This window comes from Ruegeria sp. AD6 (assembly GCF_056542325.1).
Genome location: NZ_JBQFZQ010000007.1, coordinates 1 through 15602, shown reverse-complemented (window position 1 = coordinate 15602; position 15602 = coordinate 1). Strand labels below are relative to the sequence as shown.

Genomic DNA, 15602 nt, shown 5'->3' with positions numbered 1-15602 from the left:
GCCATCGAATACGATAATTGGGAGAGTTTCATGGCACTTGACAACGCGACCGACTTTTCGATGTCCCGGCAGGCAATGAAGGCCGAATTGCTGGATGCAGAGACCGAGTTAAAGTTGGCATATGCCTGGCGCGATGATCGTGATGAAAAAGCTCTGCATCGACTGATCACCGCCTATATGCGGTTAGCTATTTCGATGGCGGCAAAATTCAAGCGCTATGGCGCGCCGATGAACGATTTGATCCAAGAGGCCGGTCTGGGCCTGATGAAAGCCGCTGACAAGTTTGACCCCGACCGGGGCGTGCGCTTTTCCACCTATGCCGTCTGGTGGATCAAGGCCAGCATTCAGGACTATGTGATGCGCAATTGGTCCATGGTGCGCACCGGCTCGACCTCATCCCAGAAATCGCTGTTCTTCAACATGCGTCGGGTTCAGGCACGGTTGGAACGCGAAGCGGCGACCGAGGGTCTGGAACTGGACCGGCACCAACTGCACCAGATGATCGCCACTGAAATCGGTGTGCCTCTGCGCGATGTCGAGATGATGGAAGGCCGCCTGTCAGGTTCGGATTTCTCGCTGAACGCGGTGCAATCGGTTGATGAGGACGGGCGCGAATGGATCGATGCGCTGGAAGACGACCGGGAACAGGCCGCAGAAACGGTTGCGCACAACCATGACACCGAACAACTGCGCGAGTGGTTGTTGACCGCCATGAACGCGCTGAATGACCGCGAGCGTTTCATCGTACGCGAACGCAAGCTGCGCGAACCCGCGCGGACGCTGGAAAGCCTGGGGGATGAGCTTGGGCTGTCCAAGGAACGTGTCCGCCAGCTTGAGGCCGCAGCATTTGTGAAGATGCGCAAGAACCTTGAAGCCCAGTCGCGAGAGGTGCAACACTTCATCGCATGACACGGCTTGCGATTCTGCTTTGTGCACTGATGGTTACGATGGTCTCGGCGCGTCCGGGCCAGGCGGATGCGTTGATCCCTCGCGACATGATTGCCGACATGCAGTCGGCGGATGTGGTAATATTGGGCGAAGTTCACGACAATCCCAGGCATCATCAGGTTCAGAGCCAGGCGATCCAGGCCATCTCGCCCTCGGCTGTTGTGTGGGAGATGGTGACCGAAGAAGGCGCACAAAGGCTGGCGCAAAAGGCCGTGTCTGATCCCGAAGAACTGAGCCGCATCCTGCGCTGGGCGGAAACAGGTTGGCCGCCGCTCAGCATGTATTACCCTGTTTTTCAGGCATCGGACGCGCCTGTTTATGGCGCCATGGTGCCGCGAACCGCTGCGCGGGCTGCGATGGAGCGCGGCGCGGCAACAGCGCTGGGCGCGGATGCGGCGCGATATGGTCTGACGGTTCCACTGCCACCTGCCGAACAGGCCGCGCGCGAAGCCGACCAGTTGGCCGCGCATTGTGACGCGCTTCCGGAAGAGGCCTTGCCGCAAATGGTCGCAATACAGCGCCTACGTGACGCCGTGCTGACACGCTCGACCCTGCAGGCGATCGAAGACACCGGCGGGCCGGTTGCGGTGATCACCGGCAACGGCCATGCCCGCAAGGACCGAGGCATTCCGACCTTCCTGTCGCGGATGCAGCCCGGGTTGAAGGTTTTTGTGCTGGGCCAATCCGAGGATGGCGCAATCGAAGGCACATTCGACGCGGTGATTGACAGCCCGACTGTTGATCGCGAAGACCCCTGCAAAGCGTTCGAGACCCAGAATTAACCGCTGGAACTACGCGGTGGCGTTGCCTAATGTCGGGGCCGACCGGGACGGGAAGGGCTGAACATGCTGTCATCCAAACGCATTTTGCTGATCATCGGCGGAGGGATAGCTGCCTACAAATCGCTGGACCTGATCCGGCGGCTGAAAGAGCGTGGCGCGGCCGTAACCCCCGTTGTGACCCGCGCGGCGGAAGAGTTTGTGACGCCCTTGTCCGTATCCGCGCTTGCAGGTGAAAAGGTCTATCGCGACCTCTTCGACCTGACCGATGAGGCCGAGATGGGCCATATACAGCTTTCGCGCTCGGCCGACTTGATCGTTGTTGCCCCGGCGACGGCGGATCTGATGGGCAAGATGGCCTCGGGTCTGGCGAATGATATGGCCTCGACCCTTCTGATGGCCACCGACACACCCGTTCTGTGTGCGCCTGCCATGAATGTACGGATGTGGGATCACCCCGCGACCCAGCGCAACCTTGCGCAATTGCAGGCGGATGGCGTGCGCTTTGTCGGCCCGAACGAAGGGGATATGGCCTGCGGCGAATACGGTCCCGGCCGCATGTCCGAACCGCTAGAGATTGTTGCCGCGATCGAGGCCCAATTGTCGGACGGCCCATTGCAGGGCAAGCGCATTCTGGTGACGTCCGGCCCCACGCATGAACCCATCGATCCCGTGCGCTATATCGCCAATCGGTCGTCGGGGGCGCAGGGCACCGCCGTGGCGCGGGCCTTGGCGGCGCTTGGGGCGGATGTGGTCTTTGTCACCGGCCCCGCCGATGTGCCCCCGCCCGAAGGCGTGCAGGTGGTGCGCGTTGAAACGGCGCAGGAAATGTCGGACGCGGTCGACGCCGCCCTGCCGGTGGATGCTGGTGTGTTTGCCGCCGCCGTGGCCGATTGGCGCGTCGCCAGCGCCTCGGACCGGAAGCTGAAGAAAACCCGCGACGGTTTGCCTGCGTTGGAGTTTGCAGAAAACCCCGACATCCTGAAACGGGTTGCACATCTGGAGCAGGGACGGCCAGCGCTGGTTGTGGGTTTTGCGGCGGAAACAAATGACGTTCTGGAAAATGCCACCGCGAAACGACTGCGTAAGCAATGTGACTGGATTGTCGCCAACGATGTCAGCCCCTCGACCGGTATCATGGGCGGGGCGGAAAACGCGGTGGTGCTGATCTCGGACACTGGTGCCGAGGAATGGCCTCGCATGGGCAAAGACGCGGTGGCCGCCCGTCTGGCCCAGAAGATTGCCGAGGCGTTGGGCGATTGACGCCTTGGACTATGAACAAAGAGGAACTGGAATGGTCGCAATTCGTGTGATCCGCGACGCGGGGTCCGATGCCTCGGTGGCATTGCCGTCTTATGAAACATCCGGTGCCGCCGGTGCAGATGTGCGCGCAAACCTTCCGGGAGGGCGGGCGATCACACTTGAGCCCGGGCAGCGCGCCTTGATCCCGACCGGCCTGCGGATCGAAATCCCCCAAGGGTATGAGGTTCAGGTCCGCCCGCGCTCGGGGCTGGCCCTGAAACATGGGATCACCCTGCCCAACACGCCGGGGACAATCGACAGCGATTATCGCGGACCGCTGGGCGTGATCCTGATGAATGCTGGGCAAGTCCCCTTTGACGTGGCGCATGGTGAACGTATTGCGCAACTGGTCGTCGCCCCGGTCGTTCAGGCCGAGTTCCAGGTGGCAGACGACCTGAGCGATACCGAACGCGGGACAGGTGGCTTCGGCTCCACCGGGCGCGGCTGATGTTGCTGGTTCTTCTGTTGGCCGCCGGGCTTTGGGGCGTCGGCTACATCGCGGGTGTATCGCGCACGGCCCGGCTGGTCTCGGTCGCGGTTCTTTTGTCGGGCGTCATCATTGCGCAGCTGATCCTGCCCGACGGCAATCCCTTGCGCGAAGCGACCGGTGGGTCCGCCGCGATGTGGTTGATTCTGGCCGGGTTTGCCGCTTTGGTTCTGGCCTATGGCAGGATGCTGAAAGCCCTGCGCAACCGGGCCACGCCCGCGACAGATCAGGAGGCCACCAAACCCTCGGACCGTTTCTCTGAAACCGAACTGGATCGCTACGCCCGTCACATCGTCCTGCGCGAATTGGGGGGGCCGGGGCAGAAGAAACTCAAAAAAGCCCGCGTGCTTGTCATCGGCGCAGGCGGTCTGGGCGCGCCCGCGTTGCAATATCTGGCGGCGGCGGGTGTTGGAACCATCGGCGTGATCGATGACGACGTGGTCGAAAACGCCAACCTGCAACGTCAGGTGATCCACCGCGACGCGGACATCGGAATGCCCAAGGTCTTCTCGGCGCAGCAAGCGATGGAAGCGCAAAACCCGAACGTTGTGGTGCTGCCCTACAATCGCCGCCTGAGCGATGAGATTGCGGCGGACCTGTTCGCCGATTTCGATCTGATCCTGGACGGGACGGACAATTTCGACACCCGCTATCTGGCCAACCGAATGGCAGTTGCCTTGGGAAAACCTTTGATCTCTGGCGCGCTCTCGCAATGGGAAGGGCAGCTGAGCGTCTTTGATCCCGCCACCGCAGGCCCGTGCTATCAGTGCATCTTTCTCGAAGCGCCCGCCGCCGGGCTGGCCCCTTCTTGTGCCGAAGCGGGGGTGATAGGGCCGCTGCCCGGCGTGGTGGGATCCATGATGGCGGTTGAGGCGATCAAGGTGATCACCGGTTCCGGGGCCGCCTTGCGGGGCGAAATGCTGATCTATGACGCGCTTTATGGCGAAAGCCGCAAGATCACCCTGTCCAAACGCGCCGATTGCCCGATTTGCGCGCAGGCAGCCGCCCAGGCGTAACCGCCGCGCGCGCCAGCGCGCGGCCCGGCCCAACCGCGCCAAGGCGCATCTGTGATGCGCGCTGCGCGGGCGGGAGAGCCTCGTTCACCCCAAAGCGCGGTCCAGATCGGCGATTAGGTCCTCGGCATCTTCCAGCCCGACCGACAAACGGAAAATCCCGTCGCCCGCATAGGCGCGGTAATCCTCCAACTGCGCGCCGCCCAGTTTAAACGACGTCTCCATCAGCCCATCGGTGCCCATCCAGAAGATCAGGCTGCGATGATGCCCCAGCGAGACTGCATAGTGGATCACCTCAAGCCTCTCGATCATCTGTTGCGCGATGCGTTCGCCCTCAGCAGCGTTGCCCACCTGGAATGAGATCATGCCGGACATATTCGACATCTGTTGCTGCGCCAGTTCGGCCTGCGGATGCGATGCGAGACCGGGATAGATCACCTTGGTGACCCGCGGGTCATTGTCCAGCCATTCGGCTACCGCCATGGCTCCGGCCTGATGGGCCTTCATGCGCAGGGGCAGGGTGGTGGCGCCGCGCGCGATCAGCCAGGCGTTGAACGGTGATAGAACGCTTCCGTGATGGATCGCGGCCTCGGCCCGCATCCGCGCGACCAGCTCCGCCGATCCGGCCACCGCGCCGCCCACCGCATCGCCATGCCCGCCGATATATTTCGTGATCGAGTGCAGCGTCAGATCAACACCCAACGCCACCGTGTCCATGCCCAGTGGCGAGGCAAAGGTGGCATCACAACTCAGCAACGCCCCGGCCTGACGCGCAAGCCGCGAGATTGCGGCCAGATCGGTCAGCCGCCCGATGGGATTTACTGGCGTTTCGGTATGGATCAGCCGCGTGTTGGGGCGCAGGGCCGCAGCCACGTTCGACGGATCAGACATGTTGACGGCTGAGACCTCAATGCCCATGCGCGGCAGTGTCTCGCGGGCCAGTTCGGCCACGCCAGCATAAGACACGTCGGAGACAATCAGATGATCGCCCGCCGACAGAAAGGTGAAAAAGATTGCCGAGGCCGCCGCCATCCCCGAGGCGGTCGCCAGACAGGCCTCGGTGCCTTGTAGCGCGGCGATCTTGGCCTCCAGCCCCGCCACGGTCGGGTTGGCCCAGCGGGAATACACATAGGGCGTCTCGGGTGTCAGATCATGGGCGGAAAACCCGGCCAGATCCTCGGTTATATAGGTCGAGCTCATATGGATCGGCGGGGCCGATGCGTTGGTCGAGGCGTCGGGCGGATCCCCGGCATGGATCGCTGTCGTCATGATCCCGGCGGCGCGATTGGGTTTTGTCATATGCGTCCTCCCTTTCACCACGAACCTGAGCGGGCTAACGCGACAAGGCAAGCAGATTTGCGACGAATTCTGCCGGTTCCGGTACCACCCCCTCTGGACCATTCCCCGCACCCTACCTAGCTTGAGGGTCAAAGGAGATCTGCATGACCAACCCGATCCTGTCCGACTGGACCACGCCCTTTGAAATCGCGCCATTCGCGGCGATTTCAGATGAAGATTTTGCCCCGGCACTGGATAAGGCGATGGCTGCGCATAACGCTCAGATCGACGCGATTGCCGGAAACCCGGACGCGCCCACCTTTGCCAACACGATTGAGGCACTTGAGGCCGCGGGGGAGCAATTAGACAAGGTCCTGTCGGTGTTTTTCACGGTGGCGGGGGCCGACAGCAACCCCAAACGGGAAGAGTTGCAGCGTGACTTTTCACCCAAACTGTCGGCGCATTTCTCGGGCATTTCATCGAACAAGGATCTGTTCCGCCGGGTGGCCGATCTTTGGCAGCGGCGCGATGATCTGGACCTGAGCGATGAACAGGCCCGAGTTCTGATGCTGACCCATCGCGGCTTTGTCCGCGCCGGTGCCGCGCTGCAGGGCGAGGCCGATGAACGCATGCAAGAGATCAAGTCGCGCCTTGCCTCGCTGGGTACGTCTTTCACCCAGAACCTGCTGACGGATGAGCGCGATTGGTTCATGGTTCTGGCCGAGGATGATCTGGACGGCCTGCCCGATTTCGTCATCGCTGCGGCCCGCGCAGCGGGTGAGGAAAAGGGCGCGAACGGGCCGGTCGTGACCCTGTCCCGCTCGCTGATCGTGCCGTTTCTGCAGTTCTCATCCCGCCGCGACCTGCGGGAAACCGCCTATCGCGCCTGGGCTGCGCGGGGGGCAAATGGGAATGAGACCGACAACCGCGAGATTGCAGCCGAAATCCTGACCCTGCGGGAAGAGCGGGCCAAGCTGCTGGGCTATGACAGTTTCGCGGATTTCAAGCTGGAAACCGAGATGGCCCGCTCGCCCGACCGCGTGCGCGATCTGTTGATGCAGGTTTGGGACCCCGCCAAAGCCCGCGCCGATGCGGATGCCGAGATCCTGATCGGCATGATGCAAGAGGATGGCGTGAACGGCCCCTTGGAAGCCTGGGACTGGCGATACTATGCCGAGAAGCGCCGCAAGGCCGAGCATGACCTGGACGAGGCGGCGCTGAAACCGTACCTGCAACTCGACCGTATGATCGAGGCGTCGTTTGCCTGCGCCAACCGTCTTTTCGGGCTGGAGTTCGCGCCGCTGGACGTGCCGCTCTACCACCCCGATTGCCGGGCGTGGGAGGTGACGCGCAACGGGAGGCATGTGGCGGTTTTCATTGGCGATTATTTCGCCCGAGGCTCGAAACGGTCAGGGGCCTGGTGCAGCGCCATGCGGGCGCAGGCGAAGTTTCCCGAAGAACAGGCCCCCGTCGTGATTAACGTCTGCAACTTTGCCAAGGGCGATCCCGCGCTGTTGTCTTATGATGACGCGCGGACGTTGTTTCATGAATTTGGGCATGCGCTGCATCAGATGCTTTCGAACGTGACCTATGAAAGCATCTCGGGCACATCGGTCGCGCGGGATTTCGTCGAACTGCCCAGCCAGCTTTATGAACACTGGCTGGAAGTGCCCGAGGTTCTGGCCGAATACGCCATCCATGCCGAGACGGGTGAGCCGATGCCTCAGGCGATGTTGGAGAAGGTGCTGAAGGCAGCCAATTTCGACCAAGGGTTCCAGACGGTCGAATATGTGGCCTCGGCCTTGGTTGATCTGGCGTTTCACGAAGGCGCAGCCCCGGCGGACCCGATGGCCAAGCAGGCCGAGGTTCTGGCCGAAATCGGCATGCCAAGGGCCATCGGGATGCGCCACGCCACCCCGCATTTCGCCCATGTCTTTGCGGGCGACGGGTACAGCGCAGGCTACTACAGCTACATGTGGTCCGAGGTCATGGATGCCGACGCCTTCGCCGCATTCGAAGAGGCCGGAGGGGCCTTTGACCCTGAACGCGCCAAGGCGCTGGAAGAGAATATCCTCTCCACCGGCGGCTCGCGTGAGGCCGAGGATTTGTATCTGGCCTTCCGGGGCCGCCTGCCGGGTGTCGAGGCCCTGCTGAAAGGGCGCGGGTTGATCGCCGCCTGATCGGATCGGGCCGTCAGTATCCCAACTGGCGGTCCACCAGATGCACAAAGGGCTCACCCGCCTCACCGCGCCGGATGTTTTCGCAGATCACCTGCGCCGCTGTGACGGGCCGGGTCTCGGACGCGATATGCGGCGTGACTGTGACGCTCGGATGTGACCAATAAGGGTGTTCCGGCGGCAGGGGTTCGATGCGAAACACATCCAGCGTCGCGTGTCCGACCTGCCCGGTGTTCAGCGCATCCAGCAGGGCGTCGTCATCGATCAGCGGGCCGCGCCCCGGATTGATGATCCTTGCCCCTTTCGGCATCAGCGCCAATGTCTCGGCATTCAGAGTGTTTTCCGTCGCTTTCGTGTCAGGCAACAGCAGCACGACAATTTCGGATTGGGACAAGGCGATACGCAAACCGTCGGCCCCATGCAGACAGGTCACGCCCTGGATGTCCTTTTGGGTGCGGCTCCACCCCAAAACGCGAAAGTTCAGCGTGGCCAGCGCCTGCGCTGCCGCTTGACCCAACTCTCCCAGCCCCAGCACGCAGACCGTGCGCTCGGTCGCAAGCGGTGGCGCGATCGGGGTCCAAACACCGTCCTGCTGGGTGATATGAGTATCCATGCCCAGATGGTACCGCAGGACATGGCCCACGACCCATTCCGTCATGCCTTGTGTGAGGCCGTGATCGACCATACGGGCCAATGGAACGGTCAGGGTTTGGTTGTCGGCGATGCTTTCGACCCCGGCCCAAAGGCTCAGGACGGCTTTCAGTCGAGAATAGGGTTTGAAGTCCAGCAAGCCGCCATTTGGCGCATAGACGACGTAATCCACCTGATCCGGGTCCATGTCGGTGGCCAGATGCACGTCCAACCCGGCCTGGGCCAGACCCTTGGTCAACAGCGGCTCGTAGATCGGCCACAGGGCATGGCGCGCAGAGAACAGGACGTTGACGGGCATGAAGGGCCTTTCAGATCAGCGGGGGCGGTGGATGTGCGCGCTTTGGACAATGCCGAAGGCTGCCATCAGGACCAGCATGGCCGACCCGCCATAGCTGACCATTGGCAGCGGTACGCCCACAACCGGGGCCAACCCCATCACCATCGACATGTTGACCGCAAAGAACAGGAAGAAGTTCAGCGCAATCCCCAGCACCACCAGTGACGAGAACCGATCCTTGGTCGACAGCGCCGTGACCATGCAGAAGATCAGGATCAGAGCATAGAGTATCAACAGAGTGATGCCGCCAACAAAGCCGAATTCCTCGGCCAGTGTGGTGAAGATGAAATCGGTGTGCTTCTCGGGCAGGAAATTCAGGCGCGACTGGGTGCCTTGCATGAAGCCGCGCCCGTTCCAGCCACCCGATCCCAAAGCGATTTTCGATTGGGTGATATGGTATCCGTCGCCAAGTGGATCGGATGAAGGATCAAGAAATGTGTCGATGCGGCGAAACTGATAGTCTTTCAGCAACTGCCATTCGGTTCCCCGGCTGTTGAAGACAGCGGCAATCAGCCCCGCCACTGCCGCTATTACCGCCGCAAAATAGGCCCAATGCACACCTGCCAAAAACATCAACCCGCCACCGGCGGCCAGCAACAGGATCGAGGTGCCAAGGTCCGGTTGCCGTAAGACCATGAAGGTCGGGATAAGGATAAGGATCACCGGAATGATCACCCAGAGCGGGCGAGAAGTTTTGTGAGAAGGCAGCCAATCGTAATAAGCCGCCAGCACCATGACCAATGCGACTTTCATAACCTCGGACGGTTGCAGCCGCATGAAACCAAGATCTATCCAGCGCTGAGCGCCCATACCTATGGTTCCAAAAAGCTCGACAAAAACCAGCAGAGCGATGGAACCCAGATAAGCCAGCACCGACATATTTCGCCAGAACCAGATCGGTACAAGCGCGATGATAAACATCACAGTTAAGCCCAGACCAAACCGCTCCATCTGAGGTTCGGCCCAGGGCATCCACGACCCGCCTGCCACGGAATAGAGCATCAGGAACCCGGCACTGGCCGTGCTGATCAGCAACAGGGTCAAAGGCCAGTTCATGTACAGAAACTTGCGGAACCCCGATGGCGTGGATTTGACGTTATACTCTAAATAGCTCATGCGCGGTCCTTTTCGTCAGGACGCGCTTTGGGGCGACGGTCGCCCTCAAGCCTCTTTTGCTGCTCTTTAATACGGTCCCGATCCGCGACCGGGTACGCCTCAAGCGGCGGGGTGCCCTTGTAGAGTGCCTGTAGCATGATATCTCGTGCAACCGGGGCCGCTGCTTTCGATCCGCCACCGCCATGTTCCACCACCACTGCAATCGCGTATTTGGGATTGTCGTAGGGCGCAAAACTGACGAACAGGGCGTGATCTCGGCGTTCCCACGGCAAATCCTCATTGCGGATCACCCCAGCAGCCCGTTCGGCCTTGGTGATGTTGCGAACCTGGCTGGTGCCGGTCTTGCCCGCCATACGCAGATCATCCGCAATGATACGGCTGCGATAGGCCGTCCCGCGCCTGTCGTTCGACACCGACCACATTGCCTCGCGAATGTAGCGCAGGTTGGTGGGGCTGATCGCTAGCGCTTCACCCGCGCCCGAGGGCTGTTCGACCCCGTTGACCGACCGCACCAGTCGGGGCGCAACGGCGCGTCCAGTGGCGATCCTTGCAGTCATCACGGCCAGTTGCATGGGCGAGGCGAGCATGAAGCCCTGCCCGATGGACGCATTGGCGGTATCACCGATCAGCCATTCCTCGCCATGGACCCGCTGTTTCCATGCCTGATTGGGCGCCAGCCCGGCGCGCACAGCGGACATCGGAATGTCATGTTTTATTCCCAGGCCAAGGATGTTGGACATCTCAGAGATTTTGTCGATGCCGACCTTGATCGCCACGTCGTAGTAATACACGTCGCAACTGCGCTTCAGCGATGTATTCAAGTCCACCATGCCATGACCGCCACGCTTCCAGCAGTGGAAGCGGCGGCTGCCGACCTTCAGGTGGCCGGGGCAATAGACGGTATTGCCAGGACCGATGACACCAGCCTCAAGTGCTGCCAGAGCGGTGACCATCTTAAAGGTGGAGCCTGGCGGATAGGTGCCCTGCACCGTTTTGTTGGCCAATGGGCGGTACTTGTCCTGCGTCAGTATTTGGTAATCCGCGACCGAGATTCCGCGGACGAACAGGTTGGGGTCAAAGCTGGGGGCCGAGGCCATCGCGCGCAGATCGCCGGTTTCGCAGTCGATGACCACAGCGGCGGCGCTTTCCCCGGCCAGTCGGGCTTGCGCATATTGCTGCAGGTCCGCATCGACCGAGAGCTGAAGGTCGGCACCGGGCTGACCCTCCTGCCGGTCCAATTCACGCATCACTCGGCCCGAAGCGTTAACCTCGATCCGCTTGGAGCCGGCACGGCCTCGCAGCGAGATCTCCTGTTTGGCTTCCAATCCGACCTTGCCGATCTGGAAGCGCGGGATGCGTAGCACCGGTTCGGGATCTTCGATCTGGCTGAGATCATAATCGCTGACCGGGCCGACATATCCGACGATATGAGCGAAATCCTCATATCTGGGGTATTGCCGGGTTGAACCGACCTCTGGCGTAACGCCGGGCAGGGCCGGGGCGTTCACCGCAACTTTCGAGATGTCCTCCCACGTCACCTGATCGGCCAGCGTCACCGGCAGAAACGGGGCCGAGCGGCGCATCTCGGTCTTGGCGCGTTCGATCTCATCCTCGTTCAGGGGGATGATGCTGGACAGCTCGGCGATCACCTTGTCGACGTCGCCTGCATCCTCGCGCACGATGACGATACGGTAGGACGGCGTGTTTTGCCCGATGATCTGCCCGTTGCGGTCGTAGATACGCCCGCGTGTGGGTGGGATCAGGCGGATATTGATGCGGTTTTCTTCGGCCAGAAGGCGATACTGATCGGCCTGATCGACCTGCATGAACCGCATCCGCGCCGCCAGCCCGCCGACAAAGGCGGCTTGCAGCCCGCCCAGTATCAAGGCCCGGCGCGGCAGGCGTTTATAGGCAAGCCCCTGAGTTTTGGTCTTGCGCGGCTTCATGCCCGTGCCCCCGCAACACTGACGTCTGCTGCCGACATCCGTCGCACGCCAAAGACGGACTGGCTGAGCAGAACAATTGCCGGATAGGCCGCAATCGTCACGACCAGCTGAAATAGGACGGGCGCAAAGGCGGCCTGATCAACGGACAGGACGGCCAGAATAACGCGGTTTCCAAGAAATACGGCAGTTGTGACCATGCCGACCGACATCCATTCACCCACAAAGCCCGCATCCCGCATGCCAGGTGCTGCCGAGCGCAGGTAGGCCGCGCCCAGAACCACCAATGCGGCCAGTAATCCGGGCGGGCGTTGCAACAGCAGGTCGGCCATCAGCATCACGGCGGCGATCAGCAAGGTCGGTACGTAATCCGGGCGGCGCAGCACCCATGCAAAGGTCAGCGCGATCATGACATCCGGAAAGGGCCAGCGATCCGGTTGCGCGTTCAGCGGCAGAAGGTGCAGGAACAGGACCAGAAACGCCAACACTACGTAAAGCCCCCGCATCGCCCAGTTATGTGAGGCAGGTTTATCCATCGCCGGCCTCATTGGGCGTCAAAGCGGCTTCGGGGCGCGCCGGGCCGACAATGCCACCGGGATCGCGGATCGAGGGCGCCGCGTTGAACCGCAGAACCCGCAGAAACTCCAGCCGTTCGAAATCGGCGGACAGGCGCACGCGCAGGCGGCCACCGGGGTCTGCGGCAATCTGGCCGATCAGCAGTCCGGCGGGGAATACGCCCCCATCGCCCGAGGTAATCACCCGGTCGCCGGGGCGCACAAGCTCGCGGTTTTCAAGGAATTCGACGGCTGGGGCCGGGGTGTTGTCGCCGGCGATCAGGGCCGTTTGCCCCGATGGCTGGATGGTCGCGGGAATGGCGCTGGAGGCATCGGTCAGCAGAATGACACGCGCCGTATCCGGCCCCACGCCCGAGATACGCCCGACCAGCCCGATCCCGTCCATTGTGGCCCAGCCATCGACGATCCCGTCCCGCTCACCCACGTTCAGCAGAACGGACTGCCGGAAGGGTGAGCCGCTATCTGCCATCACAACCCCGGTGATATAGGTCAGGCGCGGATCAAGGCGCACATTGTTCAAATCCAGCAGGCGCGCGTTTTCCTGTTCCAGTTGCAGCGCGGCCTCTTTCCAGGCGCGCATCAGGCGCAACTCGGACCGTAGCTCGCGGTTCTGTTCGCTCAGGCGCTGATAGCTTTGGAAATCGCGCACCAGATTGACGGTCGCCGTCACCGGCACCATGGCCCATTCCATCGAGGGGACAACGGCGTCCACCACCTGCGCGCGGAAACGCTCAACCCGAGGGCTATCGATGCGCCAGACGACAAAGATACCCAGCAGGCACAGCACAACGATCCCCAAAAGAAGACGACGCAGCGGGGTCGTGTAGTCATCGCGCTGTGATCGGTCTTTTGCCACAGGTTACCTTCCCGTGCTGCTCGTGCCGAATTTACCCTATGTGCAAAGGGTGCGCGCCTTAGCTTTCGTAGTCAATCGCGTGGCGCAGCTGTTTTTCGTATTCTAGCGCCTTGCCGGTTCCCAAAGCCACACAATTCAGGCTTTCATCGGCAATCGACACGGCCAGACCGGTCTGTTCGCGCAGGGCCAGATCCAGATCGCCCAGCAGCGCGCCGCCGCCGGTCAGCATCACGCCGCGGTCCACAATGTCCGCCGCCAGATCGGGCGGGGTCGTTTCCAGCGCGGTCATCACCGCCTCGCAGATCTGTTGGACGGGCTCCGACAGGGCCTCGGCCACCTGTGCCTGGCTGATCTCGATTTCCTTGGGCACGCCGTTCAGCAGGTCGCGGCCGCGGATATGCATCGACTGGCCACGGCCATCGTCGGGCATCCGGGCGGTGCCGATGGTGGTCTTGATCCGTTCAGCGGTGGATTCACCCACCAGCAGGTTCTGCTGACGGCGCAGGTATGAGATGATGGCCTCGTCCATCCGGTCGCCACCAACGCGGACCGAACGGGCGTAGACGATGTCGCCCAGCGACAGAACCGCAACCTCGGTGGTGCCGCCGCCGATATCGACGACCATGTTGCCGGTCGGATCGGTGATCGGCATCCCTGCGCCAATGGCTGCCGCAATCGGTTCGGCAATCAGGCCCGCGCGGCGCGCGCCTGCGGACAGAACCGACTGACGGATCGCGCGTTTTTCAACGGGTGTCGCGCCATGGGGGACGCAGACAATAATCTTGGGCTTCGAGAAGGTCGAACGTTTATGCACCTTGCGGATGAAATGCTTGATCATCTCTTCGGCGGTGTCGAAATCTGCAATCACGCCCTCGCGCATCGGGCGGATCGCCTCGATGGAACCGGGGGTCCGGCCCAGCATCAGCTTGGCGTCTTCACCAACCGCCAGCACTTTTTTCACGCCGTCCTTGACGTGATAGGCCACAACCGACGGTTCAGACAGGATCACACCGCGACCTTTGACATAAACCAGCGTGTTTGCTGTCCCAAGGTCGATAGCCATGTCCGCTGTGAACAGGCCGCCCAGATTGCCAAAGATCCCCATGTTTCCCCTGATCCTGTATGTCGGTTTTTCTACTGCCCGCGACTCGACGGTTCCGGGACGGATGACTTATAGGGTGCCAACTCGCCCGGTAAAAGGGCTGATTCCGCGACAATCAGCACCTTTTCGCCTCATTTGCAGGGACTTTAGAAGGCAACATGCTCTCATATCAACATATTTACCACGCCGGGAATCTGGCCGACGTGCAAAAGCACGCAATATTGGCATGGACGCTGTCTTATCTGACCCGCAAGGACAAGCCGTTGACCTATGTGGAAACCCATTCCGGGCGCGGGGTGTACCGGCTGGATTCAGAAGAGGCGCGCAAGACGGGTGAAGCGGCGGCGGGGATTGAGCGGGTGCAGCGGGGCGAATGGTTCGAGGCATCGCATCCGCTGGCGCAGGCCATCGTGGCGACGCGGTCCAGATTTGGGTCGGCGTGTTATCCGGGATCACCCCTGATTGCGACAAGTTTGCTCAGACCACAGGACAGTTTGCATTTTGCCGAACTGCATCCGCAGGAATATGTCGCGCTGTCGCAGGCCGTGCCGGGGGGCAATGTCAAAACCTACAAGCAGGACGGATACGATCTGGCGCAGTCCCTGTTGCCGCCCACGCCGCGCCGGGGGATACTGCTGATCGATCCGAGTTATGAGGTGAAAACAGAGTATGATCGCCTGCCGGGCATCATCGCCAAGCTGCATCGCAAATGGAATGTCGGGGTCATCGCGCTTTGGTATCCGATCTTGCGGGACAGCCGCCAACAACAGATGGTCGATGCATTGGTTCGGCAGAACTTAACCAAAGCGATGCGGCACGAGGTGACCTTTCCGGCGGCGCGAAAGGATCATCGCATGATCGGATCCGGCATGTTCGTGATCAACGCGCCGTTTGGCCTGAGCGACGAAGCGCAGAGACTGACGGACTTGTTCAAAACCCTTTGAAAGCTGGTGCGGCAAAGGGGTCTCCCGCCTCGCTTGCCAGCATCAAAGATGCCGTCAACCGAGTTGGGCCCGGCAGCGCGCCGCAGGCGCGCTG

The 15602-nt window shown here is 61.7% G+C and carries 14 protein-coding genes; 7 read left to right on the top strand and 7 right to left on the bottom strand.

The annotated features are described in order from the left end of the window. Window positions 1-30: 30 nt before the first annotated feature. The 5 genes from ACR0KJ_RS14370 to ACR0KJ_RS14350 all read left to right on the top strand — a co-directional run bounded on the left by ACR0KJ_RS14370 (window position 31) and on the right by ACR0KJ_RS14350 (window position 4532). The gene (locus tag ACR0KJ_RS14370; protein WP_170455565.1) at window positions 31-909 is read left to right on the top strand and encodes an RNA polymerase factor sigma-32; all 879 of its coding nucleotides are present in this window, start codon (window positions 31-33) and stop codon (window positions 907-909) included. Continuing rightward, window positions 906-1730: a ChaN family lipoprotein gene (locus ACR0KJ_RS14365; protein ID WP_480626991.1), complete on the top strand. Its 825-nt coding sequence runs from the start codon at window positions 906-908 to the stop codon at window positions 1728-1730. The genes ACR0KJ_RS14370 and ACR0KJ_RS14365 overlap by 4 nt, the downstream gene beginning before the upstream one ends. Before the next feature lie 63 nt (window positions 1731-1793). Then, window positions 1794-2990, top strand: a complete 1197-nt coding sequence (gene coaBC / locus ACR0KJ_RS14360) for a bifunctional phosphopantothenoylcysteine decarboxylase/phosphopantothenate--cysteine ligase CoaBC (protein WP_480626990.1) — start codon at window positions 1794-1796, stop codon at window positions 2988-2990. A gap of 31 nt (window positions 2991-3021) precedes the next feature. Then, the gene (gene dut / locus ACR0KJ_RS14355; protein WP_480626989.1) at window positions 3022-3477 is read left to right on the top strand and encodes a dUTP diphosphatase; all 456 of its coding nucleotides are present in this window, start codon (window positions 3022-3024) and stop codon (window positions 3475-3477) included. After that, window positions 3477-4532, top strand: a complete 1056-nt coding sequence (locus ACR0KJ_RS14350; RefSeq protein ID WP_480626988.1) for a HesA/MoeB/ThiF family protein — start codon at window positions 3477-3479, stop codon at window positions 4530-4532. Before dut ends, ACR0KJ_RS14350 begins: the two co-directional genes overlap by 1 nt. Window positions 4533-4616: 84 nt before the next feature. Here ACR0KJ_RS14350 and ACR0KJ_RS14345 read toward each other — a convergent pair whose 3' ends face one another. Next, the gene (locus ACR0KJ_RS14345; RefSeq protein ID WP_480626987.1) at window positions 4617-5828 is read right to left on the bottom strand and encodes a trans-sulfuration enzyme family protein; all 1212 of its coding nucleotides are present in this window, start codon (window positions 5826-5828) and stop codon (window positions 4617-4619) included. A 143-nt stretch (window positions 5829-5971) separates the two neighbouring features. On the opposite strand from ACR0KJ_RS14345, the gene ACR0KJ_RS14340 reads away from it, so the two are divergent. Beyond that, on the top strand, window positions 5972-7987 hold the full coding sequence (locus ACR0KJ_RS14340; protein ID WP_480626986.1) for a M3 family metallopeptidase: 2016 nt from the start codon (window positions 5972-5974) through the stop codon (window positions 7985-7987). Window positions 7988-8000: 13 nt separating this feature from the next. Here ACR0KJ_RS14340 and ACR0KJ_RS14335 read toward each other — a convergent pair whose 3' ends face one another. From ACR0KJ_RS14335 to ACR0KJ_RS14310, 6 genes are read right to left on the bottom strand one after another with little or no spacing between them, the layout of a single operon-like run. Further along, window positions 8001-8933, bottom strand: coding sequence for a 2-hydroxyacid dehydrogenase (locus tag ACR0KJ_RS14335; protein ID WP_170455552.1), 933 nt, complete (start codon window positions 8931-8933; stop codon window positions 8001-8003). Window positions 8934-8948: 15 nt separating this feature from the next. Beyond that, the gene (gene rodA / locus ACR0KJ_RS14330) at window positions 8949-10088 is read right to left on the bottom strand and encodes a rod shape-determining protein RodA (protein ID WP_170455550.1); all 1140 of its coding nucleotides are present in this window, start codon (window positions 10086-10088) and stop codon (window positions 8949-8951) included. Then, window positions 10085-12034: a penicillin-binding protein 2 gene (mrdA, locus tag ACR0KJ_RS14325; protein ID WP_170455548.1), complete on the bottom strand. Its 1950-nt coding sequence runs from the start codon at window positions 12032-12034 to the stop codon at window positions 10085-10087. Before mrdA ends, rodA begins: the two co-directional genes overlap by 4 nt. Then, on the bottom strand, window positions 12031-12567 hold the full coding sequence (locus tag ACR0KJ_RS14320) for a rod shape-determining protein MreD (protein WP_170522339.1): 537 nt from the start codon (window positions 12565-12567) through the stop codon (window positions 12031-12033). Before ACR0KJ_RS14320 ends, mrdA begins: the two co-directional genes overlap by 4 nt. After that, on the bottom strand, window positions 12560-13462 hold the full coding sequence (mreC, locus tag ACR0KJ_RS14315) for a rod shape-determining protein MreC (protein ID WP_170455545.1): 903 nt from the start codon (window positions 13460-13462) through the stop codon (window positions 12560-12562). Before mreC ends, ACR0KJ_RS14320 begins: the two co-directional genes overlap by 8 nt. Before the next feature lie 58 nt (window positions 13463-13520). Next, entirely contained in the window at window positions 13521-14567 is a 1047-nt protein-coding gene (locus tag ACR0KJ_RS14310; protein WP_039523195.1) for a rod shape-determining protein, read from the bottom strand. Between the two features lie 155 nt (window positions 14568-14722). On the opposite strand from ACR0KJ_RS14310, the gene ACR0KJ_RS14305 reads away from it, so the two are divergent. Next, on the top strand, window positions 14723-15508 hold the full coding sequence (locus ACR0KJ_RS14305) for a 23S rRNA (adenine(2030)-N(6))-methyltransferase RlmJ (protein ID WP_480626985.1): 786 nt from the start codon (window positions 14723-14725) through the stop codon (window positions 15506-15508). Window positions 15509-15602 lie beyond the last annotated feature (94 nt).